This is a genomic window from Enterovibrio paralichthyis (genome assembly GCF_019209835.1).
Classification (GTDB): domain Bacteria; phylum Pseudomonadota; class Gammaproteobacteria; order Enterobacterales; family Vibrionaceae; genus Enterovibrio; species Enterovibrio paralichthyis.
In genome coordinates, this window is sequence record NZ_JAHUTS010000026.1 from 1 (window position 1) to 16,045 (window position 16,045).

The window sequence follows — 16,045 nt, forward strand, 5'->3', positions numbered from 1 at the left end:
TTTGTGGGGAATTTCTGCTGCGTTATCAGCGTCTCATGTAGGCTAGCTACACATCGAAGCTTCTGCCTTGCATAAAATCCCCACAAACTGCTGCAAAAATCATCACCAAAGGTCAACAGCCCCTAGACATAGAACCGACAAAATGATCAAGCATCTGAAATGGTTGTGCCAAATGAGGTGGTACTTAGATAGTACTGTTTAACAGAAGAAACCTTTTGCATCGTAATTAAGACATGCAAAAGGTTTCTTATTTGTGGTTGATTTGGTGAGGGAAATTTTTGCTGTTAGCAAGAACACTTTTAAAGCGAGCGAAATTGCTCAATGAGTCCGACGATTTCACTCCCTTTCGATTTGAATTGCTCGGGCGAAAGTGGGTTGTCCAGAATATCGCTGTATCCACGCAACACAGACTTGTCAAATGTTTCCAGGTTCCTGAACCCCATCGACCAGCCTGAAAAAGCGCGCTCATCAATCTCGGACTTATCCAGCACGATGACGCCAGTATGCCTTTCATCGGCATTGATTTTTGGCCAAATCTGGTCGATATCGCTTTCCTCTCCTTCCAATACTTGGAAAAAGTTTCCCTTTGAATACAGCAGCAACCCCGTGATCCCAGAAGGTTCATTGTTGGCGCGTGCTTTGCCCAAGATTTTCATCAACTCTGACTCTCCAAATTCAGCGGTTGCAGAACTCGCATAAATCACTCGAATCATGATTCAATCCTCCACTAACTGTAATGACATTGTCCGTGCTGTTTGGGTATTCATTTAGTTATAGATGAAGGATGAGAATTAGTCTCATTTTTGAGTTTTCTTGAGAAAGCCATGTACAAGTTCGTGCCATTGCCCCAAACCAGCCCTTCTGCTCTGCAGCTACTCGTTAGCTGCCAACCATTTCCTAAGTAAAGCAGCGAGCTGTGCCTGTTCATCTTCATTTAAGGCTTTGAGGATTTGGCGTTCATTCTCAACGTGGGCTTCTACGGCTTCGTCAATCACGGCGATACCTTTTTCCGTCAACGTGACCAGACAACTGCGGCGGTCGGTTTCGCTGGCGTGACGCTCTACCAGTCCCCGCTTCACCAGACCATCAAGGCGCGTGCTCATCGCACCGGATGAGAGCATCAGGGTCTGGTACAAATCCGTTGGGGTTACGGCAACGCCTGCGCGGCGTAGTGAGGCAAGAATATCAAACTCTATATTGCTGAGGTCATAGGCCTTAAAGGCTTTTTCAAGCCTGGGCGTGATCAGCTGGGTCGCTCTTCCCAACCGGCCAATAACGCCCATTGGTGAACAATCTAAATCCGGGCGCCGCTCTTTCCACTGCGCCAGAATGCTATCGACATGGTCTGCTTTCATCCGGTCTGCTAACTCATCAGAAAATATCTTTTCAGAAAGATACTTGATCAAAAGATAGAATGCGAATATTTTATCTTTTAGAAAAGATACTTTCATGAAAGACAAAGGCTCGCTATGGCTAACTATTTTATTGCAGCGCTGGTACCTATCTTGTGGGGGAGCACTTACTCTGCCGTCAGCCTGTTTCTGCATGATATGACGCCATTCTGGGTTGCTGTGTTCCGCGCACTGCCAGCGGGTCTGTTACTGTTGATGCTCAAACCGGGTCGCCCTCCGCTGCCTTGGGGAAAAATGACGTTGTTGAGCACCCTGAACATTGCCCTCTTTTTCCCGCTTCTGTTTATTGCTGCCTACCGGCTTCCAGGCTCAGTAGCGGGTACGCTGGGCGCAACCCTGCCCCTGCAACTGATGTTTGTTCAATGGTTGGTAGAAGGGAAAAGACCAGACCCGAAACTGTTGCTTCTGGCGATACTGGGGCTTGTCGGTATTGTGATGCTGCTTAATCCGAGCGCGGATATCGACCCTGTCGGCGCCGGGGCTGCACTACTGGCAACCGCGTTAGTTGCACGCGCATCCCTGTGGCTGAAAAACTGGCCAGTGACAGACATATTCCGCCTGACAGCCTGGCAACTGACCCTGGGCGGCTTGATGCTGTTACCGGTCGCCTACTGGATGGAAGGTGCACCCAAAGCCATCACGGCAAATGAAATCCCGGGTCTGGTGTGGATATGCTTGCTGAACACTGCATTCGCTTACTGGGCATTCTCACGTTCAATCAAACGTATCGGGCCTGACAGCATGGCGATGATCAGCATGCTCAACCCTGTCGCTGCCGTCGCACTGGGGATATGGCTGGTCAACGAAAGCCTGGGTTTATACCAGTGGATTGGGATTGGCCTTGTGCTGCTAAGCCTTCTTTTGATGATGAAGGTGAAACGCAAAGCAAAACGCACCGCCCACTATTCACCCGCTTTAAAGCCCCTCTGAGGGGCTTTTTGTTATCGAAACTATGAAGCAAATCTAATATTTGAAGTCACAAACCTGAATTGTCACATTCCCCCTGACCAACTGATAATGCTCCCCCGAAGTTTTCTGACCTCGCTCCCCTACTGAGCTATCCAACACTTCCAGTCAATTCATCCAAAAGCAAAGCGCACAGCATTCCTTTTAACAAAATTGCGACATCTTGAAGAGCACCGAAACTGTGTGCTTAATGATGAATTGCCCATTCAATCCGGATATGGCGTTCAGGCACGAGGTTGCCTTTGTTTCGAGGGAGAGATCATGGAAATACGTATCGATGACCTTAGCGGAAAAGAAATCCAACAGTTCTTGCTGAATCACTTGAGCAATATGCATGAGATTAGCCCGCCTGAAAGTGTTCACGCTCTGGATATCAGCGCGTTGCGTGCGCCGGATGTCACTATTTGGAGCGCCTGGATCGAAGGAGAATTGGCAGGATGCGGTGCGTTAAAGCAACTTAGCAATAACCATGGCGAAATAAAGTCAATGAGAACGGCGGAAAAATTCATACGACGTGGCGTAGCTGCGAACTTGCTCGCACATATTTTACAAGAATCACGCAGACGACAATATGCACGTCTAAGTTTAGAGACAGGAACTGAACCAGAATTTCAGCCAGCGCATCGTCTTTATGAGCGTTTTGGCTTCGAAGCTTGTGCGCCGTTTGCCGATTATGTAGAAGACCCTAACAGCATCTTCTATACACGTGTATTGCAACAGTTCAGTCCGGCTCTCTGATCCCACGTTAAGGAAAACGTTGATTACGCCGTGCTTATGAACAATAGAATAGAAATAATCGATTACCATCCACGCTACACAGAACAGACAATTGCCATGTGGCGAGCCAGCAAAGAGCTCGCCCTCGGCATGCCTGAGATGCATGATATTGAAGCACACCGGTACTTCCTCAACCGTATACTTGCCGCCACCCACCGCATTTATCTTGCCGTAGAACGTCGCTCTGAAATGGTGTTGGGGATGATCGCCGCTGACGACACACAGATCAGCCAGCTCTATGTCCACCCTGGGTACCAACATCAAGGGATAGGTTCTTCCCTGGTGGAAATCGTAAAGGATACGGCGGGCGACAGCTTGACGTTATACACCTTTGAAGTGAACGCAATTGCCCGAAAATTCTGGCAGAAACATGGATTTGTCGAACGACGCACAGGCCTTCATGATAACGAAGAAGGAATGGTTGATGTCCTCTGTGAATGGCGGCGTGAGAACACCTGGCACCCGCTTCATTCTATCGCCGTCTAGTCCGGGCAGACAAAAACCGTTGTCAAAACCCACCAACACGCCAAAGGTGCTATCATCGCGAAGCTATCATCAAGGAATACTGGCGTGTCGGCTTATTTAACAACGCCGGGAAGAAACAATTTTCCAGCCGCATTCGTTAACTATTCATCCCCTGCATATATTTTAAGCAAACACATGAATTTCTGTGAGTTTGCCACTCCAAGTCGATAAGTAATTTTCATCGTGACAATTCATAAATTGATTTGTCGCTTACTTCTCAAAGCTGTAACTTGCGCGCTCTTTGGTGCGGTGCTGAGTAAGTGGATGATGAAGTGCGCCGCCGGAGTTTGTAAGTCAACGTATGCGAATAGCCGTGTGTTGGCTCTACCAGCCTTTAAAAATAGAGGGTTGGCGGAAACGATAGTGTTGATTATTCAATCAGTTCTTATAATTGTGAGCAGAAGATTCTCACAAAACAGCTATCGTTTTACTTGAGTTAGTGTCAACGATTGGTGCGCTCACTCCATCCGTACGAAATTCACTACCTGGGGCATTGACAGCAATGACTGACAAAAACACAGCTCGACCAGCAGTCGAGGGGACTATCCAAGCATCTACAAATGACAGATTGCTTGTTGGCTGGCGGGAATGGGTTGCCTTACCAGATCTGGGTATCTCAGCAATTAAAGCAAAAGTCGATACCGGCGCAAGAACGTCTTGCCTACACACTTTCGGCATTAAAGAATACGAAAAAGACGGCGAGAAATGGGTGAAGTTTATGATTCACCCAATCCAGGATGACAGTGTGACTGAGAAAGAGTGTCACGCGAAAGTTGTCGACATGCGTACAGTGCGCGATTCTGGCGGTCACGAAACGCTCCGATATGTAATTGAGACCACGTTTGTCATCGGTGAGTTGTCATACCCTATTGAAATGACGCTGACCGCTCGAGACAACATGGTATTTAGAATGCTGCTGGGCCGCACTGCGATGGAAAATCGCTTGATGGTCGATCCGGTACAATCTTTCCTCGTTCAGGCGTAACAAGGTTATTTATATGAAAATTGGAATTCTCTCTCGCAACGCAAACCTATACTCCACCCGTCGCCTGATTGAAGCTTGTGAGCAACGTGGTCACGAATACAAAATCATTGATGCGCTGCGTTGCTACATGAACATCAACTCGACCCAACCGTCTATTCACCTGATGGGTGAAGATCTGGTGGGTTTTGATGCCGTGATCCCACGTATCGGTGCATCAGTGACTTTCTACGGCTGTGCCGTGCTGCGTCAGTTCGAGATGATGGGTGTTTACACTGTAAACGATTCCGTTGCGATCTCACGCTCACGCGACAAACTGCGTTCACTCCAGTTACTGTCCCGTAAGAATATTGGTATGCCAATCACAGGTTTTGCGAGCAAACCGGGTGATATTAAAGACCTGCTGGGCATGGTTGGTGGTACACCGGTTGTTATCAAACTGCTTGAAGGTACTCAAGGTATTGGTGTGGTTCTGGCAGAAACCCGCAAAGCGGCAGAAAGTGTTATCGAAGCATTCATGGGCTTGAAAGCCAACATCATGGTGCAGGAATACATTAAAGAAGCTGGCGGTGCGGATATTCGTTGTTTCGTTATCGGCGACAAAGTGATCGCGGCGATGAAACGCCAGGCGCTACCAGGTGAGTTTCGTTCGAACCTACACCGCGGTGGCAGTGCGTCACTGGTTCGCATTACCCCAGCAGAACGTAAAACAGCGATTGCAGCAGCCAAGGCGATGGGCCTTCACGTTGCAGGCGTTGATTTGCTGCGCTCAGAGCGCGGGCCTCTGGTGATGGAAGTGAACTCCTCACCAGGTCTAGAAGGGATCGAAACTGCTACCGGTAAAGACGTGGCAGGGATGATCATTGACCATATAGAGAAAATAGTCTCTTCTCCGAGGACAAGGACACGTGTCAAAAGCCAATAACAACAAAAATAAAGCATTCGAAATTGGCGGGGTGACCATCCCGCCAGGTCAACGTGCAAGCGTTGAATTTGAGGTTGCAAAACTGTACACCCACTCTCCGCTGTCAGTGACAGCGGAAGTGCTTCACGGTAAGAAGCCCGGCCCTGTTATGATGATTAACGCGGCTATCCATGGCGACGAGCTGAATGGCGTTGAAGTTGTGCGTCAGGTGCTGGAAAGCATCAACCCGGCCACACTGAAAGGCACCATTATCGCGATCCCTGTGGTTAACGTGTTCGGCTTCATTCACAAATCACGTTACCTTCCTGACCGCCGCGACTTGAACCGCTGTTTCCCAGGTTCTGAGCGTGGGTCAATTGCCGGCCGCATGGCTTACCAGATCTTTGAACAGATCGTTCGCCGTTGTACCCACATTGTTGACCTGCACACCGCTGCCATCTACCGCACCAACCTCCCGCAAATCCGTGCAAACCTTGATAACGAACAGACCAATGACATGGCCATTGCCTTTGGTACACCTGTGGTTATTGATGCTGCACTGCGTGAAGGCTCGCTTCGTTCAGAGGCTGAGAAGATCGGTATTCCTGTCATCACCTATGAAGCGGGCGAAGCATTGCGTTTTGAACCGTACGCAATCACCGCGGGTGTGAAAGGCGTGAAGCGCGTTATGCAATTCCTTGGCATGATCCGCAAGAGCAGCAGCCGTAAGACCGCCGTAGAGCCTGTTATCGCCCGCGCGACCCGTTGGGTTCGTGCTGAAGCGGACGGTATCCTGCGTTCACACGTGTCTTTGGGCCAACGTGTCAGCAAAGGCCAGTCTCTGGCATCGATCAGCAGTCCAGTCGGCAGCGAAGAGATCCAAATCTACGCGCCACAAGGCGGTATCATCATTGGTCAGCAAACCCTGCCACTGGTTAACGAAGGCGACGCGATTTATCACATTGCGTTCTTCGAAGAGCCAGACAAGCATGTTGAGCAGCAGGTAGAAAACTACCTGGATGAAGTGGTGGATGATTCCAACAACGAAATAAAATGGGGTATTGGCGTGGCGTAAGCCCACCACCCCGCCAAAAAAGGAGCGCGTTGCGCTCTTTTTTTGATCGCTCACACATTATTTAACCTTTCAGAAACACAAATATTACAATCTCATTTTTGACACTCTTCTTTTAGGATCTCGCTGTCTAGAATCAAATCGACATCAGAGGACTGACCAGAAGGATATCGAGATGAAAGGAATCATTTTTGCGCTTCTAGTGACGATAACAGCACCCTTTTCGGCACTGGCTAGCTCGACCACATCCGGCATTACCACCACTGGCTACACGGAAACCAAATACCCTATCGTGCTCGTCCACGGCCTATTTGGTTTCGACAGCATTGCTGGCCTTGATTACTTCTATGGCATCCCCCAGGCGCTGACACGAAGCGGCGCAAAAGTCTTTGTTGCGCAAGTGTCGGCAACCAACAGCTCTGAACTGCGCGGAGAACAGCTTTTACAGCAGGTACGGTGGGTGTTGGCCGTTACCGGCGCACAAAAAGTGAACCTGATTGGTCACAGCCATGGCAGCCCGACAGCGCGCTATGTTGCTTCAGTTGCACCGCAGTACATTGCATCTGTCACCAGTGTGGGCGGCGTAAACAAAGGCTCTGAGTTTGCCGACACGGTAAGAAGTACCTTCCCACCGGGCTCTGCCGGTGAGGCACTGGCCGTGAGCGCTGCCAACGCACTTTCCGGCTTGATCAGTGTCCTTTCAGGCGGCAGCCAGCTTGCGCAGGATCCTTTAGCGTCTCTGACATCCCTAACTACAGAGGGTTTGCGCAAATTTAACCAAAAATATCCTGAGGGAGTGCCTGCCACCCGCTGTGGCGAAGGCGATTACCGCGCAGCCAATGGGGTCTATTACTATTCATGGTCGGGCTCCCAGACAGTGACCAACGTGGCGGATATCAGTGATCCAGTGCTGTTTGCCACCGGCCTGTTCTTTTCTGAGCCGAACGATGGACTGGTTGGCCGCTGCTCGACTCATTTAGGTAAAGTGATCCGCAGTGACTACCGCATGAACCATCTGGATGAGGTGAACCAAGTGTTCGGCCTGCATGATCTGTTTGAGACTGATCCGGTGACACTTTACCGCCAGCACGCCAACCGTCTAAAGCGTCAGGGACTTTAAAGCAAGGAGGCGAACACATGCTAATCCATCTTTCCCACCTAAAAGTTGCGACAGTTTTGGCTGCTGGTGTGTTGTTCGCCGCTACGGTTTATCTGTTGGAAGGCAAGCCGTCCCCTTCTACGCCAAACGTCCAATCCCAGCAGGGAACGCAGGTCGATATCGCTTCAGACCGCGATACTTTTGAGTATTTCCTTTCCACCTTGGGTGAACGTTCATTGGATGATATTCAAGTGCAGTATGCCCGCTTTGCCAACACGCTCAGTTTCGGCGAACAGCAACAGACGCTGTTTGAGAAATACCAAAAATACCGCCAGGCACTCAGTGAATTGCCCACACCTTCCTACGAAGAGATCAATGTCGATCTTCTCACCACCCTGCACGGGCAAAAGAAAGCGCTTCAATCTGCCCATTTCACGGAAGGTGAACAGCAACGCCTGTTTTACGAGGAAAACCTGACAAGGGAAATGGCCATCCGAAAGCTGGAACTTGACGATCTGGGACTGGATCCGGAAAGCAAACAGGCACTCTGGCAGGCAGAGCTCGACAGGTTACCGCCAGACACGAAAGAGAGTTACCGCAATGCCGCGCTCATCAGTCACCTGAATACGCTCAAAAACAGAGAAGAACCGGCAAGTCATTCGCAGGTTGTTGCTTTGATCGGGGAAGAAGCAGCCCTGCGCTTACAAGCTTATGAGCAGGAAGAAGCCGCCTTCCAGCAAGGCTATTCCAGCTACCTGATAGAGCGGGAAACATTATTAGGGCAAGACCATCTCACCGATCACGAGCGCGAAGACGCCCTTCAGACGCTGCGGAAAAGTTACTTCGGCGAGGATCAACATCGCCGGGTCGAAGCCCTGGATGCAATGCAGCTGACACAAACAAAAAGCTAGCCATGGATTTTACAAACACCGCTTCGGGTAACACCCACCACACCAAAGTGTATGAGATTGCTTCAATGGCAATTTGGGTAGCGCAGCCACTGCCTGACAACATCTTGCAGCAACGTCTCATATCTAAGATCACACCACTATAAAACCTTGCCAAATCAAGGGTTTTACCGCAATTTCCCGATCGGATTCTCCAATTAAAATAATCAATCCCAAACAAAGGTGTGATCATGAAAATCAATAAGTCGCTTACGGCCGTATTTATTGCTTCTGCGTTGTCTCTCGGTGTGGCTCAGCCAGCGATGGCTCACGAATATACGCTTTCTGTGCAAGACGCCGAGCGTTACGGCATCAGCGTACCAAGCATCAAAGTGAACTATGATATTCTGCCTTACCAGCACATTCTTTACGGCTTCCAACTGCATGTTGAGCTGCAAGGCGCTACGTTAAACACCACGAACGTAAACACACTGCGCGACGCGACTACCCTTTCTACGCACAATGTTGTCCGCCCTTACCGCGCAAGTGCAAACACCATTAGCTATCGCATTTCCGGTGAACTCGACCACCGCGCAGTGAACTTCATTGACTTCACACTTGATAAAAGCGTGCTTTCTACTGATCACGATATGACTATCCGTATCCCTGTAGAAATTGACGTAACACCGCCAGACACGCCAGATCCAGAGGCAAACAAAATCGCCAGCCTGAACGTGAATAGCGTGAAAACTGAAGATTTCCTGATCGACTCAAACCGTACGCTTTACAAGATCACACTGAATGACGGTGAGTTCTTACCAGGCTGTTCAGACCCAATCGCACACAGCATTATTCGCACCAGCAATATTTCCGGTTTGGTGAAGATTTGGAACAAGACCAGCAAAACGGTCGAGTTTATTGTTGAAGGTGGTTACCACACGCCAATCGTAGGCAACTGGAACTTTGAGCTGGAGCCAAACACCACTACGTTGAACAAAACACTGCATATCAGCACACCAGTTCAGCACTAATTGCGCTTCTCTCGCGAATTCAAGGCACCCTGCTCAGGGTGCTTTTTTTGTTTTCTATCGCCCCCAACGCAGTACAGGCCACTGGTACTCCCCCGCTTTTTTGAAAAGCTGAGGACAAGGATTTACCACCAACACTTCATCGGCAAACAGGCACATCGGCAAATCATTGATAGAGTCTGTGTAAAAACTGACGTGGTCAAAATCATGGGGTTGTGCGGCTATCCACTGTGCCAGCCGCTGCACTTTGCCTTCCCTGAACGTTGGGATCCCGTCCGTCACAGGCTGGAAATGATCGTTCTCGACCACCAAATCGATACCCATAGCAAAATCGGCCCCCAGCTGTTTTGCCAGCGGAATCACCAGAAACGACAGTGACGCAGAGACAATCACAACCGTGGCTTTTTCCTTTTTCAACTCGGCAATGCGCTCACGGGCCTGGGGGAAAACATGCTGAAGCATACGGCTTTTCACACAATGTGACGCCAGCGTTTTCACATCTTTGTATGAGTGGGTAGATAAGGGTGAGAGACTGAATGCGAGGTAGTCATCCAGATTGAGAGTACCGGCGGTGTAATCATGCATGTATTCGATATCACGGGTGACAAACGAAGAATCGGCAAATCCTTTATCAGCCAAATATTGGTGCCAGCGCGACATTGAATCACCCGCGACAAGCGTTTCATCAAGGTCAAATACGGCGAGGTGTGAAGCCATGGGATGTCCTTTCCACAGGTGAAAGACGTATCTTGTCACAGCATTACCGCAGTTTCATGACACATCCCTGCGAAGTGGGACGTCAGCGTAAATATTCTTCAGGAGTAAGCAGGGAAACCCGGAATCTCAACCCTTCGCCAAACTGCGTTTCAATGGTCTGTTTTGCAGACTTGGCATCGTCCACGACTTCCACTGCCACCACATCATCAAACTCATTCACATACAGCCGTAAATGGCCAATGTAAACCACCCTGTCATCCACCCGCACCAGATACCGCATCGGCTCAGGTAAGCCCAAGGGGCGGTATTGCAGCGCTTCATCCTCGTAATACGCCCTTTCCAGTTCAGTCAGCCGCATGGAGGTTTTGGGTACCGCAAAGAAGTATACGCGCCCCCAGTCCACCAAAAGCCCCAGACGCTCCCCTTCCTTGGCTTGCTGCTTTAACGGTTTCAGCCAAAGCAGCACCCGTTCACGGTCAAAAGGGATGAAGTTGTCCGTTTCTTCTTTCAGCGCTGAAGCCGTGACGGCTTTCAGGCGGGAGATGGATCCCACCAACAACACTTGATCGGCATTGATCTCGGACATATCCGATGGCGTATCAGATCCTGATCCGGAACGTGAACAGCCCACCACAATAGTCAGACACAGCAACAGCACGCCACCTCGCAGTGCGCGGAGAACACGTCCCGGTGGAAGACCAGAATGTCTATTTTGGCAGAAGTTTTGCAATCTCATGCCTCAACCTTAGTACATAAACTGTATGGGTTCCCGATAGTTAGGTTAATCATGCAAACACAGTGAAAGGGAAACCAAGGTTGGTCGGTCAATTACCCCGCTGGAGACAAATTGGTCACTGGCCGATGTTAATAACCATAAGGTGAACACCATGCTTAACTGGGAAACTGTTCTGAATACAGCCAAAAAAGGTAACCCTGAACCTCCGCGTCGGGTTGAAAAATCTGAGGCGCAATGGCAGGCCGAGCTGAGCAGCGAAGAATTTTACGTGACGCGCAAGCATGGCACCGAGCGTCCTTTCAGCTCTGAAATGTGTGCGCTGTTTGAGCCCGGCATTTACGCCTGCGTCTGTTGCCACACACCTCTTTTCAACGCACAGGAAAAGTTTGATTCAGGGACTGGCTGGCCATCGTTTACTGCGCCATTGGAAGACAACGTCGTCGCCTACAACATGGATATTTCCCACGGCATGACGCGCGTGGAAGTGACCTGCAATGTGTGTGACGCCCACCTGGGACATGTTTTTCCTGACGGGCCGCTACCCACAAAACTGCGTTACTGCATTAACGCTATCGCGCTGGCTAAACAGAAATAGCCACTTTATGTCGGGTGCCGGCGCACCCGACATAAAGACTGCTGGCCTTTTCCTCATCGTTGTATGACAACCCCGACAAACCCCGTCTGACAGCAAACAAATTCCCCCTATTCCGTGAATTTTGTACCCGCCGACACAATACTTGGGAGATAAATGTGTTCAATCTAAAAATATTTGGAGGTTTACCAACGTATGGTTCGTGGTTCTAACCTCTGGATAACTGCACTCGTTACTTTGTATTTTCTGGTTTCCTATCTGGGATCTGCACCGTTCAGCTTTCATGAAACCAATATCGTCCAAATCAGCGTCGCTTCCGGCATTGGCATGATAGGCTGCCTCTATGGTGGCAAGCATGCGCTGTTTACATTGATTGCCGCCTCTTCCATTGCCTACACCGCCGCTATCTACCGTTGGGAACCGGATATGCCGCTACTGCCCGCTTTCATCACGGGGGCATTGGTGCCATTTGCCAGCTACCTTTCCGCCTACCTTTGGCGCCAACTGTTTAACCCTGGCGGCCTCACGTTCGAAAGCCTCATTCAGTTTGTTCTCCTGATCGGCATTTTCCCCGGTTTGCTGTTTGCCTTGATAGCAGCCTCCGATTCACTTTACGGCTTCTACAACGGTATCGACGGCTATCTATATGATGTCTATGAGCTGACCTCTATTTACACGCTCAGTATTCTTTTGGTTGTGCCCTTTTATCACCTCTGGATTGCGACAGAAAAACCGTTGCAGTATTTCTCAGCACGAAACCTGTTACTCATTACGCTTTATTTGCTGCTGACGTTTGTGGCGTTTGTGTTTGTTCCCGGCCTTATCTTTGTCGGCCCCATTATTCCGGTGTTATTGGCATTTAGAGGCGAAGAACTGGCGGCACTGGCGGCGCTGTTTGGTATGGGGCTGATTGTGTCCTTTATCGCTCCCTACAATCTGGGCCCGTTTGATCTGCCCGATAAACTGGAAGGACACACTTCTCTGCTTACCTTTGTATTGGTCAGCATCATCACACCGCTTTCCATCGGTTTGCATGTCAGGCGATTACACATGGTTTCCCGCTCACGGGATATCTGGCAGTCCAAGGCACGTACCGACCAACTCACCGGCCTCCCCAACCGCTACGCCTTTTTCCCCGAACTCGCCAGGATCTTCCACCATACAGAAATCGGAGATCAGAGACTGGTGGTTGCTATGATTGACGTCGACCACTTTAAGTCCGTGAACGACAACTATGGTCATGCTACCGGTGACAGAGTGCTGGCACAAATTGCCGTGCTGATGCAGGAAGCGGTAAGAGATTCAGATATTGTTGCCCGGGTTGGCGGCGAGGAATTTGCCATTATCTTCCCCGGGGGAAATAAGCTGCAGGCTGAACGCGCGCTTGAAAGGCTGAGGATGGAGTGTGAAAAACACGTATTCCATTTTGGGGAGATCGATATAACGGTCACCCTCAGTATCGGCGCAGCGGTATACCAACCCATAGAATCAAAAGATGCCCTGATGGGGCGTGCCGACAGCTTGCTCTATCAGGCCAAGGAACAGGGGCGAAACCGCACCCTGATCGGCTAGATTCATTTATTCTGCAATGCCGCCCTGGGTCAGCAGCCCAGGGTTTAACAGGGCTTCCAGTTTAGCGCGGGGGATATCCGTTTCTTCCTCCGCCACATCAATGATGGCGCGGTTTTCTGCATAGGCTTTCTTTGCGATCCGAGCCGCTTCCAAATAACCAATCACTGGGTTGAGCGCCGTCACCAGAATCGGGTTACGCGCCAGAGCATCCTGAACCCTGTCTTCCCGGACGGTGAAGCTGGAAACTGCTTTTTCAGCCAGCATCACCAGTCCATTGCTGAGCAGGTTAATGCTTTCGAGCAGTTTGTCTGCAAGCAGCGGAAGCATCACGTTCAGCTCAAAGTTACCGGATTGTGCCGCAATACCAATGGTGGCGTCATTGCCCATCACCTGTGCGGCAATCATCGCCGTTGACTCAGGAATAACCGGGTTCACTTTTACCGGCATAATTGACGACCCCGGTTGCAACCCTTCCAGTTCAATCTCCCCCAGCCCCGCCAGTGGCCCGGAGTTCATCCAACGTAAATCATTGCTGATTTTCATCAGGGCTACTGCCAGGTTTCTCAGCTGCCCAGATAACGCCAGCACCGCATCCTGACTGCCCATGGCATTGAACGGATGCGGGTTGGCTTCAAAACTGATGCCGGTCAGGGCAGAAATCTCAGTGGCAAACAGAGAAGCAAACTGGGGATGGGCGTTAATACCTGTCCCGACTGCTGTGCCACCCTGTGCCAGCTTTTTTAGCCCATGAAGGCTAAAAGTGATTCCCAGCGAGCAAGCCTCAAACTGGCGTCGCCACGCTTCTATTTCCTGACCGAAGGTTACCGGCATTGCATCCATTAAATGGGTACGCCCCGTTTTTACGATGTGGCCTACCTCGCCTTCTTTACGGCGCAGGGTTTCCATCAATACTTCAATCGCGGGAAGCAGCCGGGTTTCGCATTCCAGCACTGCGCTGATTTGAATTGCGGTCGGCACGGAATCATTGCTGCTCTGGCTCATATTGACATGATCATTCGGGCTGACAGTCGTACCACACTTGCTGGTCGCCAGCGTCGCAATCACCTCATTCATGTTCATGTTGGAGCTGGTACCGGAGCCCGTCTGGTAGACATCCACAGGAAAGTGAGCGAGATAATCGCCCCCAATCACTTCATCGCAGCTTTCAGTGATCGCCAGTGCAATTTGGGGGTCGAGCAAATCAAGGCTGGTGTTTACGCTGGCGGCGCAGTATTTCACCATCGCCAGCGCACGAACAAAGGGCGCTGGCATGGGACGGCCACTGACAGAGAAGTTGTTTACGGCACGCTGGGTTTGCGCTTGGTACAACATATGATGTGGCACAGCCACTTCGCCCATGCTGTCCTTTTCAATCCGTGTTGTTTCGTTTTTCATCCGCTGATCCATTTGCTGAGCTACAACATGAGTATGTACTTGAAAATAAAATTACGCTGTCTCAGTGGCGCGTAGTAGGTAAGATGCCGTACCATAACGCGCATATTTCCATGCAAACGCAAGGCTCAGAGCAATGAATGACGACGATATCCTGACCAGTGAAAATCTCATCGAAATCGTAGAGAACCAACTGGAAGACAATAACCCGAAGAAAGTAAAAGAGACGCTGATGCGCTTGCGTATGACAGGTTCAACGCAGGAAGAAGCGCTTGAGTACATTGCCTGTGCGCTGATGGTCGAGATTTATGACGTCGCAAAAGGCGAAGGTGAGTTCAACCTGAAACGTTACGAAGAACATCTGGATATGCTGCCGGAAATGCCGTGGCAGGGTGATTTGGACGATTAAAAAAACTCCCCTCGGGGAGTTTTTTCGTTTCAGGTGCTGACGTTAAATATGGTCGACGGGCATACCAAAGGTGGTAAGGTCGTTCAGCCAGTAAAGAACAAACAGGTGACAAATCACCACGACTGCTGTCAACGCTGCCCGCATCAGGGTGTACCAGAACGGGTAGATGCCCTTGAACATCAGTACCACTTCCAGAATCAACAACACTACAAACGCCACGACAAGCAGATATAGAGAATAAGGCAGCGGCATCATTAACGAAGCCACGGCCACCAGCGAAAAGACAATCCCCACTGTCAGACCATTAGTGGATTTGTCCGGTTTGGCGCCGCTGATCGTCATGCCCCACACCGCACCGGAAAGGAAAGCCAGAATCATGGCGCTGTAATTGTTGAAGGCATAAAGCAAGCCGTGATGCCAATCATCCGGCCAGAGCGGCAGTAAAACACCAAACGCAATAAAAGGGATAAGACCCAGACAACCGTAAATCAACGCAGTTTTTTTCATAGTTCAACTCGCTGTATTCGTTTGTTCCCGGTACGCGACCGGTGTGGGAATTGATCAGTCCTGAAGCAATGGATGCCCTTCCGGCAACTGCTTGTGAATCCAAAGCACCAGCTTGTGTTTCATGTTTGGCCCATCCTCCTTATCAGACGCTAATGGAGTCAGCACCTTGTCCTCTACTAACAGGCGATAAATACATTCAATTTTCACCTTATTGGACGTCCCTTCATCAAACGTCGCAAAGCCACGCTTTTTCGCATACTGCTCACCAATACTCAGTGCCTTCTTCAGCAACTGTGCTTCGTGTTTGATTTTTTTCATGTAAGGACTCCAGCCATCATTTTTGCCAGCATAGCAGAACGCACTGGAATAAAAGGTCTCAAAAAGCACGTTTCAAACAGATTCAAACGCACACTTTCACGGTTGCGATGTGCTGCAAAAAGAACGTGCCTGATCACACTCCTGTCATGT

Annotated in this window: 20 protein-coding genes; 13 read left to right on the forward strand and 7 right to left on the reverse strand. The window is 50.0% G+C overall.

Features of this window, described 5'->3' with window-relative positions:
* Positions 1-299: 299 nt before the first annotated feature.
* Positions 300-713, reverse strand: coding sequence for a BLUF domain-containing protein (locus KU854_RS20735; protein ID WP_054780147.1), 414 nt, complete (start codon positions 711-713; stop codon positions 300-302).
* Between the two features lie 159 nt (positions 714-872).
* Positions 873-1,355, reverse strand: coding sequence for a MarR family winged helix-turn-helix transcriptional regulator (locus KU854_RS20740; RefSeq protein ID WP_218360243.1), 483 nt, complete (start codon positions 1,353-1,355; stop codon positions 873-875).
* 114 nt (positions 1,356-1,469) lie between these two features.
* Here KU854_RS20740 and KU854_RS20745 point away from each other — a divergent pair, with 114 nt between their 5' ends.
* The 10 genes from KU854_RS20745 to KU854_RS20790 all read left to right on the forward strand — a co-directional run bounded on the left by KU854_RS20745 (position 1,470) and on the right by KU854_RS20790 (position 9,655).
* Positions 1,470-2,342: a DMT family transporter gene (locus tag KU854_RS20745; protein WP_218360244.1), complete on the forward strand. Its 873-nt coding sequence runs from the start codon at positions 1,470-1,472 to the stop codon at positions 2,340-2,342.
* A 297-nt stretch (positions 2,343-2,639) separates the two neighbouring features.
* Entirely contained in the window at positions 2,640-3,116 is a 477-nt protein-coding gene (locus KU854_RS20750; RefSeq protein ID WP_218360245.1) for a GNAT family N-acetyltransferase, read from the forward strand.
* A 36-nt stretch (positions 3,117-3,152) separates the two neighbouring features.
* A complete protein-coding gene (locus tag KU854_RS20755) occupies positions 3,153-3,641 on the forward strand; it encodes a GNAT family N-acetyltransferase (RefSeq protein ID WP_218360246.1) in 489 nt (162 codons plus the stop codon).
* Between the two features lie 541 nt (positions 3,642-4,182).
* The gene (locus KU854_RS20760) at positions 4,183-4,665 is read left to right on the forward strand and encodes an ATP-dependent zinc protease family protein (protein WP_054780146.1); all 483 of its coding nucleotides are present in this window, start codon (positions 4,183-4,185) and stop codon (positions 4,663-4,665) included.
* A 13-nt stretch (positions 4,666-4,678) separates the two neighbouring features.
* Positions 4,679-5,587 (forward strand): 30S ribosomal protein S6--L-glutamate ligase, encoded by a 909-nt coding sequence (gene rimK, locus KU854_RS20765; RefSeq protein WP_218360247.1) that lies wholly within the window; start codon positions 4,679-4,681, stop codon positions 5,585-5,587.
* The gene (locus KU854_RS20770) at positions 5,571-6,641 is read left to right on the forward strand and encodes a succinylglutamate desuccinylase/aspartoacylase domain-containing protein (protein ID WP_054780144.1); all 1,071 of its coding nucleotides are present in this window, start codon (positions 5,571-5,573) and stop codon (positions 6,639-6,641) included. The genes rimK and KU854_RS20770 overlap by 17 nt, the downstream gene beginning before the upstream one ends.
* A 172-nt stretch (positions 6,642-6,813) precedes the next feature.
* On the forward strand, positions 6,814-7,758 hold the full coding sequence (locus KU854_RS20775; protein WP_218360248.1) for an esterase/lipase family protein: 945 nt from the start codon (positions 6,814-6,816) through the stop codon (positions 7,756-7,758).
* Positions 7,759-7,775: 17 nt separating this feature from the next.
* On the forward strand, positions 7,776-8,648 hold the full coding sequence (locus KU854_RS20780) for a lipase secretion chaperone (protein ID WP_218360249.1): 873 nt from the start codon (positions 7,776-7,778) through the stop codon (positions 8,646-8,648).
* Between the two features lie 2 nt (positions 8,649-8,650).
* On the forward strand, positions 8,651-8,791 hold the full coding sequence (locus KU854_RS20785) for a hypothetical protein (RefSeq protein WP_218360250.1): 141 nt from the start codon (positions 8,651-8,653) through the stop codon (positions 8,789-8,791).
* Positions 8,792-8,875: 84 nt separating this feature from the next.
* Positions 8,876-9,655: a hypothetical protein gene (locus tag KU854_RS20790; RefSeq protein ID WP_054780142.1), complete on the forward strand. Its 780-nt coding sequence runs from the start codon at positions 8,876-8,878 to the stop codon at positions 9,653-9,655.
* Positions 9,656-9,709: 54 nt separating this feature from the next.
* Here KU854_RS20790 and KU854_RS20795 read toward each other — a convergent pair whose 3' ends face one another.
* Both KU854_RS20795 and KU854_RS20800 read right to left on the reverse strand, forming a co-directional pair.
* Positions 9,710-10,369 carry an HAD family hydrolase gene (locus KU854_RS20795; protein ID WP_218360251.1) on the reverse strand — a complete coding sequence of 220 codons (660 nt, stop codon included), beginning with the start codon at positions 10,367-10,369 and terminating at the stop codon, positions 9,710-9,712.
* 82 nt (positions 10,370-10,451) lie between these two features.
* Positions 10,452-11,105 (reverse strand): hypothetical protein, encoded by a 654-nt coding sequence (locus tag KU854_RS20800; protein ID WP_255555666.1) that lies wholly within the window; start codon positions 11,103-11,105, stop codon positions 10,452-10,454.
* 151 nt (positions 11,106-11,256) lie between these two features.
* On the opposite strand from KU854_RS20800, the gene msrB reads away from it, so the two are divergent.
* Both msrB and KU854_RS20810 read left to right on the forward strand, forming a co-directional pair.
* Entirely contained in the window at positions 11,257-11,700 is a 444-nt protein-coding gene (gene msrB / locus KU854_RS20805; protein WP_218360252.1) for a peptide-methionine (R)-S-oxide reductase MsrB, read from the forward strand.
* A gap of 192 nt (positions 11,701-11,892) precedes the next feature.
* Positions 11,893-13,269, forward strand: a complete 1,377-nt coding sequence (locus KU854_RS20810; protein ID WP_218360253.1) for a GGDEF domain-containing protein — start codon at positions 11,893-11,895, stop codon at positions 13,267-13,269.
* A gap of 6 nt (positions 13,270-13,275) precedes the next feature.
* Here the strand turns inward: KU854_RS20810 and KU854_RS20815 are convergent, their stop codons facing one another.
* Positions 13,276-14,676 (reverse strand): class II fumarate hydratase, encoded by a 1,401-nt coding sequence (locus KU854_RS20815; RefSeq protein WP_418885870.1) that lies wholly within the window; start codon positions 14,674-14,676, stop codon positions 13,276-13,278.
* A 121-nt stretch (positions 14,677-14,797) separates the two neighbouring features.
* On the opposite strand from KU854_RS20815, the gene KU854_RS20820 reads away from it, so the two are divergent.
* Entirely contained in the window at positions 14,798-15,070 is a 273-nt protein-coding gene (locus KU854_RS20820; RefSeq protein WP_218360255.1) for a hypothetical protein, read from the forward strand.
* 42 nt (positions 15,071-15,112) lie between these two features.
* Here the strand turns inward: KU854_RS20820 and KU854_RS20825 are convergent, their stop codons facing one another.
* Both KU854_RS20825 and KU854_RS20830 read right to left on the reverse strand, forming a co-directional pair.
* A complete protein-coding gene (locus KU854_RS20825; protein ID WP_218360256.1) occupies positions 15,113-15,577 on the reverse strand; it encodes a DUF3429 domain-containing protein in 465 nt (154 codons plus the stop codon).
* Positions 15,578-15,631: 54 nt separating this feature from the next.
* On the reverse strand, positions 15,632-15,895 hold the full coding sequence (locus tag KU854_RS20830) for a DUF5062 family protein (RefSeq protein ID WP_054780151.1): 264 nt from the start codon (positions 15,893-15,895) through the stop codon (positions 15,632-15,634).
* Between the last annotated feature and the right edge of the window lie 150 nt (positions 15,896-16,045).

Excerpts from the sequence above, each read along its gene's own strand:
- KU854_RS20735 (WP_054780147.1), bottom strand. The coding sequence starts at position 713 with ATGATTCGAGTGATTTATGCGAGTTCTGCAACCGCTGAATTTGGAGAG.
- KU854_RS20740 (WP_218360243.1), bottom strand. The coding sequence starts at position 1,355 with ATGAAAGCAGACCATGTCGATAGCATTCTGGCGCAGTGGAAAGAGCGG.
- KU854_RS20745 (WP_218360244.1), top strand. The coding sequence starts at position 1,470 with ATGGCTAACTATTTTATTGCAGCGCTGGTACCTATCTTGTGGGGGAGC.
- KU854_RS20750 (WP_218360245.1), top strand. The coding sequence starts at position 2,640 with ATGGAAATACGTATCGATGACCTTAGCGGAAAAGAAATCCAACAGTTC.
- KU854_RS20755 (WP_218360246.1), top strand. The coding sequence starts at position 3,153 with ATGAACAATAGAATAGAAATAATCGATTACCATCCACGCTACACAGAA.
- KU854_RS20760 (WP_054780146.1), top strand. The coding sequence starts at position 4,183 with ATGACTGACAAAAACACAGCTCGACCAGCAGTCGAGGGGACTATCCAA.
- rimK (WP_218360247.1), top strand. The coding sequence starts at position 4,679 with ATGAAAATTGGAATTCTCTCTCGCAACGCAAACCTATACTCCACCCGT.
- KU854_RS20775 (WP_218360248.1), top strand. The coding sequence starts at position 6,814 with ATGAAAGGAATCATTTTTGCGCTTCTAGTGACGATAACAGCACCCTTT.
- KU854_RS20780 (WP_218360249.1), top strand. The coding sequence starts at position 7,776 with ATGCTAATCCATCTTTCCCACCTAAAAGTTGCGACAGTTTTGGCTGCT.
- KU854_RS20785 (WP_218360250.1), top strand. The coding sequence starts at position 8,651 with ATGGATTTTACAAACACCGCTTCGGGTAACACCCACCACACCAAAGTG.
- KU854_RS20790 (WP_054780142.1), top strand. The coding sequence starts at position 8,876 with ATGAAAATCAATAAGTCGCTTACGGCCGTATTTATTGCTTCTGCGTTG.
- KU854_RS20795 (WP_218360251.1), bottom strand. The coding sequence starts at position 10,369 with ATGGCTTCACACCTCGCCGTATTTGACCTTGATGAAACGCTTGTCGCG.
- KU854_RS20800 (WP_255555666.1), bottom strand. The coding sequence starts at position 11,105 with ATGAGATTGCAAAACTTCTGCCAAAATAGACATTCTGGTCTTCCACCG.
- msrB (WP_218360252.1), top strand. The coding sequence starts at position 11,257 with ATGCTTAACTGGGAAACTGTTCTGAATACAGCCAAAAAAGGTAACCCT.
- KU854_RS20810 (WP_218360253.1), top strand. The coding sequence starts at position 11,893 with ATGGTTCGTGGTTCTAACCTCTGGATAACTGCACTCGTTACTTTGTAT.
- KU854_RS20815 (WP_418885870.1), bottom strand. The coding sequence starts at position 14,676 with ATGGATCAGCGGATGAAAAACGAAACAACACGGATTGAAAAGGACAGC.
- KU854_RS20820 (WP_218360255.1), top strand. The coding sequence starts at position 14,798 with ATGAATGACGACGATATCCTGACCAGTGAAAATCTCATCGAAATCGTA.
- KU854_RS20825 (WP_218360256.1), bottom strand. The coding sequence starts at position 15,577 with ATGAAAAAAACTGCGTTGATTTACGGTTGTCTGGGTCTTATCCCTTTT.
- KU854_RS20830 (WP_054780151.1), bottom strand. The coding sequence starts at position 15,895 with ATGAAAAAAATCAAACACGAAGCACAGTTGCTGAAGAAGGCACTGAGT.